Raw genomic sequence first — 14,957 nt, 5'->3', positions numbered from 1 at the left:
CCGGAGTGACCCTTGACACCCGACTGAGGTGACAGTAAAAATCTGCACTCACAGTGCGCCTCCTGCGGATCTGGTCCCCGCCGCCGGCGTCCGTCTCCACGAATCATCCGAACCAATGACGCGGAGGAATGATGGTGACTTCCCCCGGACGCGCGCGACGTCCCCGAACTCTCGCGCTGGTCGCGGCCGTCGCCACGGCGGCCGCGACGCTCACCGCCTGCGGCTCGAGCGGGTCCAGCGGCGACGGTCTCAAGATCGGCGTGCAGTTCGGCCTCACCGGCGCCGACGCCGCGTTCGACGCCGTGTACCAGGACTCCGCGAAGCTCGCCTTCGCGGACCTGGCGAAGAACGGCGTGAACGGCCACTCCGTCGAACTGCTCTACGCCGACGACGCGAGCGACCCGGCGACCGCGGTCACGGTGGCGCGCAAGTACATCACGCAGGACAAGGTCTCCGTGCTCTACGGCCCCGCGTTCACGCCCACCGCGCTGTCGACCATGCAGGTCGCGAGCAGCACGAAAACCCCGTTCTACACGCCGGGCAGCATCAACCCGCAGCTGACCACGCCGCTCAACAAGTACACGTTCGCACCGGCGTTCTCCTCCAACGACGTCGCCACCGGCATCGCGAAACTTGTGCACTCCATGGGTGCCAAGAAGGTCGGCATGATGGTGGAGAGCGACGCGTACGGCGACGCCGCGCTGTCGGGCGCCAAGGCCGCGCTCGCGAAGTACGGCCTGAACGTCGATGCCACCGAGAAGATCGCCGCCAACGCCACCGACGCCACCAGCCAAGTGCAGGGCCTCAAGGACGCCGGCGTCGACGCCGTGCTGCTCGGCATCACCGCGCCGCCGATGGCCGCGGTCATCAACGCCGAAATCCACCAGGCGACTTACCTGCCGATGGTCACGTTCGCGGGTTCCAACACCTCGCTCGACCAGCTCGCGAAGTCGGACCCGAAGGTGCGCTACTACGCGTTGACCCCGTTGGCGTGCCCCGTCGGAGACCCGTGCACGGCGGACTTCATGAAGGCGTGGAAGGCCGAGCACCCGGGCACCGAGCCGATCGTGTGGACCGTGCAGGCCTACGCCGCGGCCAAGGCGTTCGTCGCCGGCCTGCAGAACGCGAAGGACACCACGCCCGAAGGCCTGATCACCGGCCTGGAGACGATGAAGCCGTTCAAGACACCGGAGCTGCCGTGCCCCATCGCGTTCTCCGCGAGCTCGCACAAGGGCAACTCCTGCACCAACTTCTATGGCATCTCCGGCGGCAAGGTCTCCTTCTTCGGCAGCGACACCACGCAGAACCAGCTCACCGCCAACTGACCCGGCTCTGTGAGGACTGATCGATGGTCACCACCGCCACCTTCGGCACCGGAATCGTCAACGGGTTCGCCCTCGCCCTCGTCTCCCTCGGGTTCACGCTCGTCTACCGCGCGACGGGTGTGGTGAACTTCGCCAACGGCAGCCAGATGGTCCTCGGCGGCTACGTCGCCTGGGAGCTGGCCACGCACGGCTACCCCGCCTGGCTCGTCATGCTCGGCGCGGTCGCCGCCGGCGTCGCGTCGGGCGCGGTCGTGGACCAGATCGCGTTGCGCCCCTTGCGCGGTGCGAGCCTGCTCGCGCAGATCATCGTGCTCATCGCGGTGACGGAAGTCGCGAGTGGACTGTTCCTGTCGTCGTTCGGGGCCGAGGCCAAGTCGATGCCGCCGTACGCGGGCCGCTCGCCGATCGTGCCGGGCCTCGGCTGGTCGGCGATGGACGTGGTGCTCATGGTGGTGAGCCTCGTGCTCATCGCCGTGCTCACGCTGGTGCTGCGCGGGACTTCGGCCGGGCTGCGGATGCGGCTGGTCGCGAGCAACCGCCTCGGCGCCACCGTCGTAGGCGTGAACCCGGCGCGGGTTTCGACGCTCGCGTGGTGCGTCGGCGGCGGCCTCGCGGCCCTGAGCGGCGCGCTGATCTTCCCGACCTACCTGCTCTCCCCCGATCTCGGGCAGCAGTACACCTTCGACAGCTTCGCCGCCGTGGTGCTCGGCGGGTTCGGCAGCCTGCCGGGCGCCGCCGTGGGCGGGCTGCTGATCGGGGTCGTGCAAGCGCTCGTGTCGGGGGCGATCGGGGCCAGCTACAGCGCCTTCGTTTCGCTGGGAGTGATGCTCGTGATCCTGCTGACGCGGCCGACCGGACTGTTCGGAGCACGCGCATGACCACTGTCACCGTCGGGCGCCGCGTGCGCGCGATCGTCCGGGATTCCGCGCTGCCGGTGGAGAAGTGGCTGGGCCGGGTGCGTGTCTCGACACCCGGCACGGTCACCTCGCCGGCCGGCGAGAAGCGCTACTTCGGTTCACTGTGGACGACGACCGGCGTCGTGCTCGTCGCCGTGGTCGTCGCCGTGTGGGCCGGCGTCGCCGGCGCGTACGTCCAGACTGTGGTCGGGCTCTTCGGCGCGTACCTGGTGTCCGCGCTCGGTTACACGGTCGTGCTCGGCCAGGCCGGGCAGTTCGCCTTCTGCCAGAACGCGTTCATGGCGCTCGGGGCCTACGGGTACGCGATTTCGCAGCCGCGGTTCGGCCCGGTCGCCGGAGTGCTGGTCGGCGCGGCCGCGGCCACCGTCGCCGGCACGATCATCGGCTGCGCGATCATCCGCACGCGCGACCTCTACCTGGCGCTGCTCACGCTCGCGTTCTCGCAGGCCGCTCTGCTGGCGATCCAGCTGTGGCCACCGACGCAAGGTGACAACGGGATCCTCGTCGACTTCGGCGGCGACCAGGCCTACCTGCTGGCGGTGGTCTTCGCCGCGGTCGCGCTGATCGTGGTGCAGCGCATGACGCGTTCGAAGATCGGCCGCGCGTTCGCCCTCGTGCGCACCGACGAGAAGGCGGCCGCGACGATGGGCGTGAACGTGCCGGTGGCGCGCATGCTCGCGTTCGCGTTCAGCAGCCTGCTCGGCGGGCTCGGCGGCGTGCTGCTCGGCGCGGTGCTCACGTTCATCACGCCGACGAACTTTACGCTGGAGCTGACCCTGCTGCTGCTCACGATGATCGTGATCGGCGGCGTCGGCAGCGTGTGGGGCGCGGTCACCGGCGTGCTGATCATGGTGGTGGTGCAGCAGTTCCTGCCCAGCAGCGGGAGCTTCGGCAGCTACCTCAACGCCGGCCTCCTGTTCGTGATCCTGGTGCTGCGCCCCGGCGGCCTGCGGTCACTGGTGAACCTGCGTTCGACGGGTGGTCGCCGTGGCTGACTCGATCCTCGACCTCGACGCCGTGCAGGTCCGCTTCGGCGGCCTGGTGGCGGTCGACCGGGTGAGCTTCGCCGTCGCCCGCGGCTCCGTCACGGGCCTGGTCGGGCCCAACGGCGCGGGCAAGACCACGCTGTTCAACGCGATCAGCGGCCTCGTCCCCGTGGCCGGTGGCGCGATCACGCTGCGAACCACCCGCGGCGAAGCGGATCTGACGCGAGTCGGCGCGTGGCGGCGGGCGGGGCTCGGCGTGGGCCGCACGTTCCAGGACTCGCGGCTCATCGCCGGGCTGCCGGTGCTCGACCAGCTGTGCACGGGCGCGTTCGCCGGGCGCGGCCGGTTCCTCGGCGCCGTACTGCGCGGCCGCGGCTTCATGGCGGCCGAGCAACAGCTCGTCCGACGGGCGCACGAAGTGCTTGCGCAGCTGAAGATCGAGCACCGCGCGGCGGTGAACGTCGACCTCCTGTCGGCACCCGAACGCCGGCTCGTCGACCTCGGCCGCGCGCTGATGAGCCGGCCGGAACTGCTGCTGCTCGACGAGATCAGCGCCGGGATGCCCGTGGAGGACAAGGAGATGGTGGCCGGCCGCGTGCTCGACTACGTGCGGTCCGCGGGCGCGACCGTGATCTTCGTGGAGCACGACATGGCGTTCGTCCGGCGCGTCGCCGACCGGACCGTGGTGCTGGCCGAAGGCGAGATCCTCGCCGACGGCAGCCCCGACGAGGTGCTGCGCCGCCCGGACGTGCTCGCCGCCTACATCGGACCGGGAGCCGAAGGAGCGTTGCGATGACCTTTGCGGTGGAGGGGATCCACGCCGGGTACGGGCGGATCCCGGTGGTGCACGACCTCGGGTTCGAGGTCGCCGCCGGCGGTTACCTCGGTGTCGTCGGCGCCAACGGCGCGGGCAAGAGCACGCTGATGAAGGCGCTGGCCGGCATCGTCACGCCGCACGCCGGGACCGTCCGGCTCGGCGTCGAGGACCTCACCGGCGTGCCGGCGTGGGACCGCGCGCGGCGCGGGCTCGCGTTCGTGCCCGAATCGCGCGAGCTGTTCGGCGACCTGACCGTCGAAGAGCACCTGCACGCGGGCGGCCTGCGGGTGCGCGGGCGGGCCGAGCGCGCTGACCGGATCGAGTTCGCGTACGAGCTGTTCCCCGTGCTGCGCGACCTTCGCCGCCGGGCCGCCGGCCGGCTTTCCGGTGGACAGCAGCAAGCACTGGCCGTCGCCCGGGCCGTCGTGGCGCAGCCGCGGGTGCTGCTGCTCGACGAACCGTCGCTCGGCCTGTCCCCGATCGCGGTCAGCGGGCTCGTGGACTCGCTGACCCGGCTCGCGCGCACCACCGACACGGCGGTGGTGATCGCCGAGCAAAGCCTCACGGTCGTGCGCGAACTGTGCGACGACGTGCTGGTGCTCAACCTCGGCCGTGAGGTCGAGCGCGGCCCCGCCGGCGCGGTGCTGACCCGCACGGTCATCGAGAACGCGTTCCTGTGAAAACTCCCCTGGAGGTGTGCGACAGGTGACAACCAGCAAGATCTCCTCGATCGACGTCATCCCGTTCCGGATCCCGCTCAAGCACGAGGTCAAGTTCGCGACGGGCCGGCTGACCCACGCGGAACACCTGCTCGTGCGGGTCCGCACGGCCGATGGCGCCGTCGGGCTGGCCGAGGCGATCCCGCGGCCGATGATCTACGGCGAGACCGGCGTGTCGATCGCGCACGTGATCGACACGGTGATCGCGCCGGCCGCGCAGTCGCTCGACCTGCTCGAAACCGAGGAGCTCGCGCATCGGCTGCGCCACCTCGCCGGCAACCCCACCGCCCGCGGCGCGGTGGAACTGGCGATGTTCGACGCGCTCGGCAAAACCCTCGGCGTGTCCTGCCACGAGCTGCTCGGCGGGTACGCGCCGCACGCCCGCGTGACGGCCATCCTCGGCGCGGGCTCGATCGACGAGGTCGTGGCCGAAACCGCGGCGCTGCGCGCGGAGCACGGCATCACGAGCTACAAGGTGAAGGTCGGGCTCGATCTCGACCGCGACGTGCGGCTCGTCAGGCAGCTGCGCGAGCTGCACCCGGACGCACTGATCTACGTCGACGCCAACCACGGCTATTCGGCCGCCGACGCGATGACGTTCCTCGACGCCACCAGGGAATCGCGGCTCGCGTGGATCGAAGAGCCGTGCCCGGCCGAGGACGTGCTCGGGCGCGCGGACGTCGTCGCCAAGTCGGCTGTGCCCGTGCTCGGCGACGAGAGCTGCACGACGCCGCGCGAAGTCGCCACCGAGATCCTGGCCCGCCGCTGCACGATGATCAGCATCAAGCTCGCCCGCACCGGAATCCGCGCATCGACACGCATCCGCGAGTTCTGCGCGGCCGTGGGTGCGCAGGCGATCGTGGGCAGCCAGGGCGATTCGGCGATCGGCACGTACACGAGTGCCGCATTCGCGGCCGCCAATCCGGTCACCGCCGCGCACCCGGCCGAGCTCGCCTACCTGCTCAACCTCGACGGCGATCTCGTCACCGGCCCGCCTGTGATCCGGGACGGGGTCCTGCGGGTCCCCGACGGACCCGGTTTCGGGTTCGCCATCGACGAAGACGCACTCGCGCGTTTCCGGACCGACCGGCCCGGGGAAAGGAGCTGACCCGCGTGTTCCGCTACGACCAGGCAAGGCAGGTGCTCACCGTGGGGGCCGGCACGATCGCGACGGTACCGGACGAGCTCACCGCTCTGTCGGCCCGTTCGGTGTGCCTCGTCGGCAGCCCCCGCTCGCTGGCGTCGGCCGCCGGCCAGGCTACGCGCGAAGCGTTGCGCGGCTTCGACGTGCGCCACGAGTTCGGCAAAATCGCGCCGCACGCGCCGATCACCGACACCGAGGCGATGGCCCGGCAGCTGCGCGACGACCCGCCCGACGCGCTGGTCGCCGTCGGCGGCGGCAGCGTGAGCGACACCGCGAAAGCGCTTTCGATCCTGCTGGCGGAGGGGTTCCCGCTCGAGGCGAAGTGCAGCACCTTCACGCCGCCCGATCAGCTGCGGCACGTGCAGCTCACCGCGGCGAAGATCCCCGTGGTCACGGTCCCGACCACCTTGTCCGGCGCGGAAGTGACACCCGGGGGCGGCGCGACGGACGCGCGCGGCATCAAACGCGTTTTCTGGGACCAGAAGGTCGCGTCGCGCGTCGTGGTCTACGACCCCGAACTGCTCACCGACGTCCCCGCCGAGCTGCTGCTGACCACCGGCATGAACGGGCTCGCGCACTGCGCCGAAGCGCTGTACTCGAAATCGGCGTCGCCGTTCACAGACGCGCTCGCGGCCGAGGGCGCACGGCGGTTCGCCGAAACGCTGCCGCGCATCGGCAGTGCGACCGGGCCGTTGGCGGTCGGCCTGCTCGAGGACGCGCTGACGGCCGCGGCCATCGGCGGCCTGGTGATCAGCAACGCGCGGGTCGGCCTGCACCACGCCGTGTGCCACGTCCTCGGCGCCGCGTACGGCGTGCCGCACGGGGTGGCGAACTCCGTGATGCTGCCCTACGTCCTGGAGTACAACCACGACCACACCGAAGCGAAGCAGGCGATCCTGGCCCGCGCGCTGGGAAAGGGCCTCGGCACGACCGGCGGCGCCGCCGTGCTGGCCGCGCTCGTGCAGCAACGGGCCGGCGTCCCGCGGACGCTGGCTGACACCGGGCTGGCGGAAGGCGACCTGGAGCGCGTGGCCGACGAGGTCATGCAGGACCGCGGGTTGTTCTTCAACCCCAAGCGGGTTCCCGACGCCGGCGCGGTGCTGGGCGTGCTGCGGCGCGCGTGGGCCGGTGCCGTGACCGGGGCCGCGTGATGGCGGAGCTCGCGCAGCGCCGCCTCGTCGACCTCGTCACCGCGCCGCGCAGTGTGGTCGTGGTCGGCGCCTCGGCCGACCCGGCCAAGCCCGCCGGCCGGCCGCTGGCCTACCTCGGCAAGTACGGGTACGCAGGCGACGTCTGGGTCGTCAATCCCCGTCACTCCGTCGTCGCCGGCTACCCGGCCGTGCCGAACGTGCTCGACGTGCCCGTCGACGCGGCCGAGGCGGCGATCGTCAACCTGCCCGCCGACCAGGTGCCGAGCGCCCTGCACGACCTAGACAGCCGCGGCGTGCGCGTCGCCGTCGTGATCGGCAGCGGCTTCGAACGCCCGGACAGCGCGCCGCGTCAGGAACTGAACCGGTTCCTGGCCTCGCCCGATCGCCGGCTGCGCGTGATCGGCCCGAACTGCGTGGGCACCATGAGCGTGGCCTCGGGCACGCACCTGAACTTTTCGAGCGTGCTGGGCCGCGGACCGGTGCGGACGGGTGCGGTCGCGCTGATCACGCAGAGCGGCGCCAGCGGCAACGGGCTGCTGATGTCGATCCTGCGCCGCGGCGGCGGCATCGCACACTGGTTCAGCACGGGTGACGAGTTCGACGTGGGCGCGCTCGAACTGCTGGCCGGGCTGCTGCCGCGCGACGACGTGCAGACCGTCGGGCTGTTCCTGGAGGCGATCACCGACCTCGAGTGGCTGCCGGAAGTCACGGACACCATCGCCCGCACGGGCAAGCGCGTGTTCGTGGTCAAGATCGCCGACAGCGACCTCGGCCAGCTCGCCGCGGGCGGGCACACCGGCCGCGTGGTCGGGTCGGGTGACATCTCGCACGCCGTGCTGCGCCGAGCCGGGTTCGTGCGGGTACCGGGCATCGCGGAGCTGGCCGACTGCCTCGTCACCGCGCAGATCGTCGGGCCGCTGCCCCCGCGGCCGCGGCTGGCGGCCGCGTCGGTCTCGGGCGCCGGAGCCGTGGTGCTGGCGGACCACGTGCAGCAGGCGCCCGCGCTGTCACTGCCCGCGTGGGAAGCACCGACACTCGGGCGGCTGCGGGCGGTGCTGGCCGATCGGGTGGAGCTGCACAACCCGATGGACGTGCCCTTCCTCGGCGAGACCGAGACCTTCGGGCGCACCGTGGCGACGTTGTCCGAAGCGCCGGAGTCCGACGTCGTCGTGGCGGTGGAGAGCAGTCTCGCCCACGACCGCGACGTGCTGGCCGACGTGCTGACGGCGCGGCCCGCCGGCGCGAGTCCGGTGGTCCTGAGCCACCTCAGCGAGGACGATCCGATCCCGGAAGACCTCGTCGTGCGGCTCGCCGCCGCGCGCGTGGCCGTGGTGCCGACGCCGGAACGCGCGGTGCGGGCGCTCGGCCTGCTGGCGGGCTCACCGGACGCTGTCGAGCCGGCGCTGCGTGCGCCCGAAGACCTGACGGGGTACCTCGGACTGCCGGACATCGCGGCACTGCTGCCGACGGATTTCCCCTGGGCGCCTTGGGTTTCCACGCCTGACCGGCAAGCCGCGGCGGGGGCGGCGCGCCGGTGGGGTTACCCCGTGGCGATCAAGGCCGCGGGTCGGACGATCGCGCACCGGTCCGAGCTCGGCGCGGTCGCCGTCGTCCGCGGCGAAGAACAGCTCGCGGACGCGTACGAGCGGGTCGCGTCCGTCTGCGCCGAGCACGGGGACGAAGTCGTGGTGCAGCAGGGCGCCGGTGCCGGGCGGGAGGTGCTCGTGGCCGTGCTGCGCGACCCCGAGTACGGGCTGTCGGCGGTGATCCGGCCCGGCGGGATCGCCGCCGAACTGCTCGACGACCAGGTCGTGCTCTGGCACGGCTGGAGCGAAGCGCAGCGGCTCGCCGTCCTGCGGGAGTCGCGGCTCGGCGTGCTGATGTCGGGCTACCGCGGTCAGCCCGCGCGGGACGTGGCCGCGCTGAACACCACGATCACCGCGCTGTTCACGGCGCTCGCCGAGCAACCGGTGTCGTTCGTCGAGCTCAACCCCGTGGTCGTGCTGCCACACGGGGTGCGGGCGATCGATGCCATCGGCCGGAAGTGACACAACGGAAGGGAACGGCATGACCACGAGCAACCGGCTCGAGCACTACCAGCAGTCCCTGGGCAACATCCCGCCCGCGATCTCCACGATGTTCGCGATGGACGAGGGGTTCGCCAACGACTACACGGACATCCGCGAGCGCATCTACACCCAGCACGTCGACGGGCTCCCGCTCGCGATGAAGGAGCTGCTGCTGGTCATGTTCGACCTCGCGGTGAGCAACGCCGGCGGCGCGATCAACCACCTGCGGGCCGCCAAGCGGGCCGGGCTCACGGCCGAGCAGCTGCGCGAGTCGCTGCAGATCGCGTTCCTCGTGCTCGGCGTTTCGGGCTGGGGCAAGGTCGGCTACAAGCTGTGGGCGGCCTGGGAGAACGACTTCAAGGAAGAGGGGACGAGCACCAATGGCCACCACGCGTCTTGAGTTCAGCACGGAGATCACCGACGAGATGCTGTCGGAGGCGGCAGCGCTCGAAGGCCAGGAAATCCGCGTGGAACCGTGGAACAACGAGGCGACTCTCGACACGATCCGCCACTACGCGTGGGGCCTCGGCGACTACAACCCGCTCTACCACGACGAGGAGTACGCGGCGGCGAGCCCGTACGGCGGCGTGATCGCCCCGCCGACGTTCCTGTATTCCAGCTACGACGGCGCGGTCGGCCTCGGTTTCGCCGGCGTGCAGCCGATCTACTCGGGCACGGAGTGGGTGTTCCACGAGACGATCCACCGCGGTGACCGGATCGTGCCTAAGGCGCGGCTGGGCAAGGTGACCGTCCACAGTGGCCGCCACGCCGACCGGTTCGCGATCCAGCGCGTGCACACGGAGTACCGGCGCGAGCGTGACGGCGCGCTGGTGGCCGAAGCGCTGGCCGGCACGTTCCGCGTGCCGCGCGCCGCCGCGTCGGGCGGCCTGTCGTACCAGGCCCGCGAGCGCCACACCTACCGCGACGACGAGCTGGAGGAGATCCGCCGCTGGGCGACGACCGAAGCACGCCGGGGCGCCACGCCGCGCGACCCGGCCGACGTGCGCGCCGGCGACGTGATCCCCGAAGTCGTGAAGGGCCCGATCGACCAGATCACGATGACGGCGTACTACGCGGGCTGCATCGGCTCCCCCGGCTACAAGGCGGGTGAGATCTCGTGGCTGTACCGCACGTGGGCCGTCGAGTCGCCGGAACGGCTGCCGAACAACTACGACCCCACGTACTTCAGCGAGCGGGTGCTGCCGAGCCTCGGTCACCAGGATCCCGAGGTGGCCAAGGAGATCGGCATGCCGGGCGCGTACAACAACGGCCCCCAGAAGTGCGGCTGGATGGCGCACCCGGTGCTGAACTGGATGGGTGACGCGGGGACACTGCGCGCGCTGACCGTTCGCTTGCGCCGCCCGGACATCTTCGGCGACACCGTGTGGTGTGGCGGGACGGTGACCGAGGTGCGCGAGAACGGCGAGGTGCTGATCGCGTTGTCGGCCTGCAACCAGCTCGGGGAAAAGACGGCGGAAGGCAGCGCTCTCGTCCTGCTGTCCTGACGCGACTCGACGCGATGGTTCCGGCGGGCGGCGGGCGACGCGCCGCCCGCCGGAACCATCAGTCGACCTCGACCGGCACGGGTTCCGCGACCGTCCTCTTGCGCCGGACTGACTCCGTCACCAGGAACACCGAACCGAACGACACCGCGGCCATCAGCGCGAGGTACAGCGCGATCGCGTTGGCCGTGTGGAAAGACGCATACAGCGACGTCGCGATGATCGGCGCCAGCGCACCTCCGGCGACCGCGCCGATCTGGTATCCCACGGACACCCCGGAGTAGCGGACGTCCGCGCCGAACATCTCGGAGAACAGCGCCGGGCACGGGCCGTAGGTGAGGCTGAAGATGATCTGCGCGACCACCAGCGCCGCCGCGATCAGCACGGCGGAACCCGTGTTGACGAGCCAGAACATCGGGAAACCCCACACCGCCAGCAGCAGCGCGCCCGTGAGGAACACCCGCCGGCGCCCGATGCGGTCGGACAACGCGGCGGCCGCGGGGATCGCCAGCCCGGACGCGACGGCGGAGATCAGCACGCCCGTGAGGATTACGCCGCGCGACACGTGCAGCGCCTGCGTGGCGTAGGCCAGGATGTACACGGTGAGCAGGTAGTACGCGCCACCGTTGATCACCGTAGCGCCGGCGGAGAGCAGGATCTCCTTCGGGTGCGAGCGCAGGAGTTCCAGCAGCGGCGCCCGCCGCGGCGCCCGGGCGGCCGAGCGGGTTTCCGAGGCCCGCGACTGCGCGTAGAGCCCGATGCCGATCAGCACGATGCTGAACAGGAACGGGATCCGCCAGCCCCACGAGAGGAACGCAGCCGGCGACACCGCGGCGGACAGCACGAGGAACAGCACGTTGGAGAAGACCAGCGCGATCGGTACGCCGAGCTGCGCGAAGCTGCCGTAGAACCCGCGTTTTCCGTCGGGCGCGCTCTCGGTCACGAGCAGTACCGCGCCACCCCACTGGCCGCCGAGCGCCAGGCCCTGGATCAGTCGCAGCACCACGAGCAGGATCGGCGCGGCGACGCCGAGCGTGGCGTACGACGGCAGCAGGCCGATCGCGGTGGTCGCCACACCCATGATCATCATGGCGGTGACCAACGTCGGTTTGCGGCCGAACTTGTCGCCGAAGTGCCCGAACACGGCCGCCCCCACGGGCCGGATCAGGAAGCCGACCGCGAACGTGCTGAACGCCAGCAGCGTCCCTGCGACGGAGTTCACGGACGGGAAGAAGAGCTTGTTCAGCACGAGCGCCGAAGCCGACGCGTAGATGAAGAAGTCGTACCACTCGATGGCCGAGCCCGCGACGCTGACGAGCACGTTCTTTCTCATCTGCCGGGCAGGTGGGGACAATTGACTCATGGGGCGAACTCCGTTGTTCGATGGGGAGGGAAGGGCGAGCTAGCGCGCGGCGAGCACCGAGGCGACCGCGCGGTCGTGTTCGATCAGTTCGACCAGGCCCTGCAGCACGCCGGTGAGAATCGGCAGCGACGGGGAACCCGCCGGCAGCTCACCCTCACCGAGGGCCTGGTGCGCGTGGGGGAGCACGAACTCGGGCTGGCCCACCACGGTGGCGTTCATCTTGTGCAGCACCTGCCGCAGGTTCAGCTGCGCGCGGATCGTGCCCAGCGGGCCCTGCGAAGCGCCGATGATCGCGACGGGTTTGCGCGTCAGCGCCGGCCCCTCGGCCGCGGGGCGAGAAAGCCAATCCAGCGCGTTCTTCAGCACGCCGGGCATGGCGGCGTTGTACTCGGGGGTGGCGATGAGCACGCCGTCGGCCGCGCGGATCCGGCGCCGCAGGTCGGCGACGGCGGGCGGGGACGGGTGCTCGGCGTCCTCGTTGAACAGCGGGATCTCCGCCAGCTCACCGAACACGTCGAAGGTCAGCTCGGGCGGCGCGATCCGCGCCACCGACGAGAGCAGCCGGGTGTTGAGGGAGTCCTTGCGCAGGCTTCCGGACAGCGCCAGGATCGTCAGGTCCGACAAGGCTTTTCTCCACTTCAGGGGTGTTCGGGCGTCATCGACCACAGCTCCGGGAACGGCACCTCGGTGACGGTTTCGGCGAGCCAGCCGAGCCCGCTCGTGCCGTAGTAGCCCGGGCGGTGGCCGAAGGACCGGCGCGTGGCGACGAGGTGCAGGTGCTTGTACTCGGCGTAACCCTCCGCCACGTGCATCAGGGCTTCGCCGCAGAACCGCAGGTCGACGAGCCCGGGATCACCGCCGTAGAACACGGTCGTCCAGGCGCGCGCCACGTCGGGGTGCGGTTCGTGCTGCGCCGTCGGGTCGCGGTCGCGCACGGAGTCCGGGATGGACAGTCCACGCCGGCCCAGCAACGCCAGGATCTCGTCGTAGACGCTCGGTTCCCGCAGCGTGGTCAGCAGCGAGGAGTGTTCGTCGGGCATCGACGACACGGGCTCGGCGAGCTCGGGCGGCCGGATGCCGAGCAGGAACACCAGCTCCCGGTACTTCCACGACTGCAGCGACGACGACTTGCCGTGCGTCGACCCGAGCCCGGCCTTGATCGGCAGGAAGTCGCCGACCGTCATCCACTCCAGCGACTTCCACGACGCGTTGAGGCCGACGAAGTGGTCCGCCGCCCGCCGCAGCGCCGCCGCGGCACCCGGGGTCTCCCCGGCCCGCAGGTGCTGCGCGGCGAAGCGCAGCTCGGTGGCGATCAGGCAGAAGTACAGCTCCTGCACCTGGCACACCACGAGGAACGACCGCTCGCCCTCGGTGTCGGTGACCGGTTCCTGCAGCGAGTGCAGCACGTCCGCCTTGAGGTAGGAGTTGTACGCGCTCATCCCACGTCCTCCAGCGAAAGGAACTTCGCCGCGTTGCCGCCGAGCAGCAGCGCGCGGTCGCTGTCGCTCAGGAACTGCGCCTTGTGCACGACCTGCCCGACCGGCCGTTCCCCGAGCGGGTACGGGTAGTCACTGCCGAGCAGGACGTTCTCGACCCCGAGCACGTCCACGAGCAGCCGCAAGGCCGACGGCTCGAACACCACGGTGTCCACGGCGAAGCGCCCGACATAGCTCGACGGCGGTTTCGCCGAGCCGCCGATCACGTCGTGCCGCTCGTGCCAGGCGTTTTCGAGGCGGCCGAGCCAGAACGCGAAGGAGCCACCGCCGTGTGCGAAGCAAATCTTGAGCGATTCCGGCACCCGGTCGAACACGCCGCCGAGGATCAGCGCCAGCACGGACAGGTGCGTTTCGGCGGGCATGCCGGTGAGCCACTGCGCCATCCAGCGGTCCAGGCGCGGCGAGGTCGGCATGTCCCACGGGTGCACGAACACCGGCACCCCGCGCGCGGCGCAGTGCTGCAGGAACGTGACGATGCCGGCGTCGTCGAGGTCGCGGTCGCCCACGTGGTTGCCGATCTCGACCCCGCGGTGTCCCGCGGCCAGGCAGCGGTCCAGCTCCTCGCACGCCAGGTCCGGGTCCTGCAGCGGCACCTGGCAGAACGGCACGAGCCGGCCGCCCGCCGGTGCGCAGATCTCCAGTGCCAGGTCGTTGAAGACCTTCGCGATCCGCACCCCCTCGGCGGGGGTGCGGTCGTAGGAGAAGAACACCGGAGTCGGCGACACGACCTGCACGTCGACCCCGTCCTCGCCCATCTCGCGCAGCCGGAAGTCCGCGTCCCAGCAGTTGGCGAGGATGCGGCGGAACTCGCGCGAACCGACCATGATCGTGGCCTCGCGCTCGTTCTCCACGCGCAGCCACGGCGCCGTGCCGTCTCCGGACAGCTGCGGCCAGCCTTGGGGGACGTAGTGGGTGTGGACGTCGATGATCGGGGTCATCGGGCGGACTTCCCCGGGTGGACCGTGCCGCAGTTCGCGCACTTGCGCACCGACTCGTCCGCGTAGAACTGTTCGAAGACCGGTGGCAGATCGCTCACGATGTCGCGCACCTGCAGTTCGACCTCGTGCACCAGCGACTCGCAGTTGAGGCAGTACCACTGGAACTTCTCGCGCGTGCCCTCTTCGCGGATGCGCTCGATCACGATGCCGATCGAGCCGGCCTCGGGTCGCTGCGGCGAATGCGGCACGTTGCCCGGCAGCAGCCACATGTCGCCCTCGCGGAGGTGGACGGTCTGCTGCCCCTCGTCGGTCATGACGTTGACGTGCATGTTGCCCTTGACCTGGTAGAACCACTCCTCGTAGGGATCCACGTGGAAATCGGTGCGCTGGTTGGGCCCGCCGACGACCTGGACGATGAAATCGCCCGTGCGCTCCCACATCTGCTTGTTGTTCACCGGCGGCTTGAGCAGGTGCTCGTGTTGTTCGACCCACTTCGAGAACGAGAAGACGGGGTTGATGTCGGTCACGGT

The 14,957-nt window shown here is 70.7% G+C and carries 15 protein-coding genes; 10 read left to right on the top strand and 5 right to left on the bottom strand.

Going from position 1 to position 14,957, the window contains the following annotated elements; all coding sequences use genetic code 11:
- Window positions 1–134: 134 nt before the first annotated feature.
- The 10 genes from I6J71_RS03590 to I6J71_RS03545 are packed head-to-tail and all read left to right on the top strand — an operon-like array spanning window position 135 to window position 10,633.
- Window positions 135–1,325, top strand: a complete 1,191-nt coding sequence (locus I6J71_RS03590) for an ABC transporter substrate-binding protein (RefSeq protein WP_204093418.1) — start codon at window positions 135–137, stop codon at window positions 1,323–1,325.
- 23 nt (window positions 1,326–1,348) lie between these two features.
- Entirely contained in the window at window positions 1,349–2,203 is an 855-nt protein-coding gene (locus I6J71_RS03585; RefSeq protein ID WP_204093417.1) for a branched-chain amino acid ABC transporter permease, read from the top strand.
- Entirely contained in the window at window positions 2,200–3,237 is a 1,038-nt protein-coding gene (locus I6J71_RS03580; protein WP_204093416.1) for a branched-chain amino acid ABC transporter permease, read from the top strand. The genes I6J71_RS03585 and I6J71_RS03580 overlap by 4 nt, the downstream gene beginning before the upstream one ends.
- Entirely contained in the window at window positions 3,230–4,024 is a 795-nt protein-coding gene (locus tag I6J71_RS03575; RefSeq protein WP_204093415.1) for an ABC transporter ATP-binding protein, read from the top strand. The genes I6J71_RS03580 and I6J71_RS03575 overlap by 8 nt, the downstream gene beginning before the upstream one ends.
- Window positions 4,021–4,725 carry an ABC transporter ATP-binding protein gene (locus tag I6J71_RS03570; protein ID WP_204093414.1) on the top strand — a complete coding sequence of 235 codons (705 nt, stop codon included), beginning with the start codon at window positions 4,021–4,023 and terminating at the stop codon, window positions 4,723–4,725. The genes I6J71_RS03575 and I6J71_RS03570 overlap by 4 nt, the downstream gene beginning before the upstream one ends.
- A gap of 25 nt (window positions 4,726–4,750) precedes the next feature.
- Window positions 4,751–5,872: a mandelate racemase/muconate lactonizing enzyme family protein gene (locus tag I6J71_RS03565; RefSeq protein WP_204093413.1), complete on the top strand. Its 1,122-nt coding sequence runs from the start codon at window positions 4,751–4,753 to the stop codon at window positions 5,870–5,872.
- A gap of 5 nt (window positions 5,873–5,877) precedes the next feature.
- Window positions 5,878–7,059 (top strand): iron-containing alcohol dehydrogenase family protein, encoded by a 1,182-nt coding sequence (locus I6J71_RS03560; RefSeq protein ID WP_204093412.1) that lies wholly within the window; start codon window positions 5,878–5,880, stop codon window positions 7,057–7,059.
- On the top strand, window positions 7,059–9,107 hold the full coding sequence (locus I6J71_RS03555; protein WP_204093411.1) for an acetate--CoA ligase family protein: 2,049 nt from the start codon (window positions 7,059–7,061) through the stop codon (window positions 9,105–9,107). The genes I6J71_RS03560 and I6J71_RS03555 overlap by 1 nt, the downstream gene beginning before the upstream one ends.
- 19 nt (window positions 9,108–9,126) lie before the next feature.
- Window positions 9,127–9,528 carry a carboxymuconolactone decarboxylase family protein gene (locus tag I6J71_RS03550; protein WP_204093410.1) on the top strand — a complete coding sequence of 134 codons (402 nt, stop codon included), beginning with the start codon at window positions 9,127–9,129 and terminating at the stop codon, window positions 9,526–9,528.
- The gene (locus tag I6J71_RS03545) at window positions 9,509–10,633 is read left to right on the top strand and encodes a MaoC family dehydratase N-terminal domain-containing protein (RefSeq protein WP_204093409.1); all 1,125 of its coding nucleotides are present in this window, start codon (window positions 9,509–9,511) and stop codon (window positions 10,631–10,633) included. Before I6J71_RS03550 ends, I6J71_RS03545 begins: the two co-directional genes overlap by 20 nt.
- 58 nt (window positions 10,634–10,691) lie before the next feature.
- On the opposite strand, the gene I6J71_RS03540 is transcribed toward I6J71_RS03545, so the two are convergent.
- The 5 genes from I6J71_RS03540 to I6J71_RS03520 form a co-directional block, all read right to left on the bottom strand.
- Window positions 10,692–11,963, bottom strand: a complete 1,272-nt coding sequence (locus tag I6J71_RS03540) for an MFS transporter (protein WP_239154402.1) — start codon at window positions 11,961–11,963, stop codon at window positions 10,692–10,694.
- Between the two features lie 69 nt (window positions 11,964–12,032).
- The gene (locus tag I6J71_RS03535) at window positions 12,033–12,617 is read right to left on the bottom strand and encodes an NADPH-dependent FMN reductase (RefSeq protein WP_204093407.1); all 585 of its coding nucleotides are present in this window, start codon (window positions 12,615–12,617) and stop codon (window positions 12,033–12,035) included.
- A 14-nt stretch (window positions 12,618–12,631) separates the two neighbouring features.
- The gene (locus I6J71_RS03530; RefSeq protein ID WP_204093406.1) at window positions 12,632–13,432 is read right to left on the bottom strand and encodes a tryptophan 2,3-dioxygenase family protein; all 801 of its coding nucleotides are present in this window, start codon (window positions 13,430–13,432) and stop codon (window positions 12,632–12,634) included.
- Window positions 13,429–14,427: an amidohydrolase family protein gene (locus tag I6J71_RS03525; protein ID WP_204093405.1), complete on the bottom strand. Its 999-nt coding sequence runs from the start codon at window positions 14,425–14,427 to the stop codon at window positions 13,429–13,431. Before I6J71_RS03525 ends, I6J71_RS03530 begins: the two co-directional genes overlap by 4 nt.
- The gene (locus tag I6J71_RS03520) at window positions 14,424–14,954 is read right to left on the bottom strand and encodes a 3-hydroxyanthranilate 3,4-dioxygenase (protein ID WP_204093404.1); all 531 of its coding nucleotides are present in this window, start codon (window positions 14,952–14,954) and stop codon (window positions 14,424–14,426) included. Before I6J71_RS03520 ends, I6J71_RS03525 begins: the two co-directional genes overlap by 4 nt.
- Window positions 14,955–14,957 lie beyond the last annotated feature (3 nt).

Source organism: Amycolatopsis sp. FDAARGOS 1241, from assembly GCF_016889705.1.
GTDB lineage: Bacteria > Actinomycetota > Actinomycetes > Mycobacteriales > Pseudonocardiaceae > Amycolatopsis.
The sequence above is the reverse complement of the archived record's forward strand: the minus strand, read 5'-3'. Positions and strand labels throughout refer to the sequence as shown.

Coding starts and splice junctions, on each gene's coding strand:
- I6J71_RS03585 (WP_204093417.1), top strand. CDS start 1,349: ATGGTCACCACCGCCACCTTCGGCACCGGAATCGTCAACGGGTTCGCC.
- I6J71_RS03580 (WP_204093416.1), top strand. CDS start 2,200: ATGACCACTGTCACCGTCGGGCGCCGCGTGCGCGCGATCGTCCGGGAT.
- I6J71_RS03570 (WP_204093414.1), top strand. CDS start 4,021: ATGACCTTTGCGGTGGAGGGGATCCACGCCGGGTACGGGCGGATCCCG.
- I6J71_RS03555 (WP_204093411.1), top strand. CDS start 7,059: ATGGCGGAGCTCGCGCAGCGCCGCCTCGTCGACCTCGTCACCGCGCCG.
- I6J71_RS03550 (WP_204093410.1), top strand. CDS start 9,127: ATGACCACGAGCAACCGGCTCGAGCACTACCAGCAGTCCCTGGGCAAC.
- I6J71_RS03545 (WP_204093409.1), top strand. CDS start 9,509: ATGGCCACCACGCGTCTTGAGTTCAGCACGGAGATCACCGACGAGATG.
- I6J71_RS03540 (WP_239154402.1), bottom strand. CDS start 11,963: ATGAGAAAGAACGTGCTCGTCAGCGTCGCGGGCTCGGCCATCGAGTGG.
- I6J71_RS03530 (WP_204093406.1), bottom strand. CDS start 13,432: ATGAGCGCGTACAACTCCTACCTCAAGGCGGACGTGCTGCACTCGCTG.
- I6J71_RS03525 (WP_204093405.1), bottom strand. CDS start 14,427: ATGACCCCGATCATCGACGTCCACACCCACTACGTCCCCCAAGGCTGG.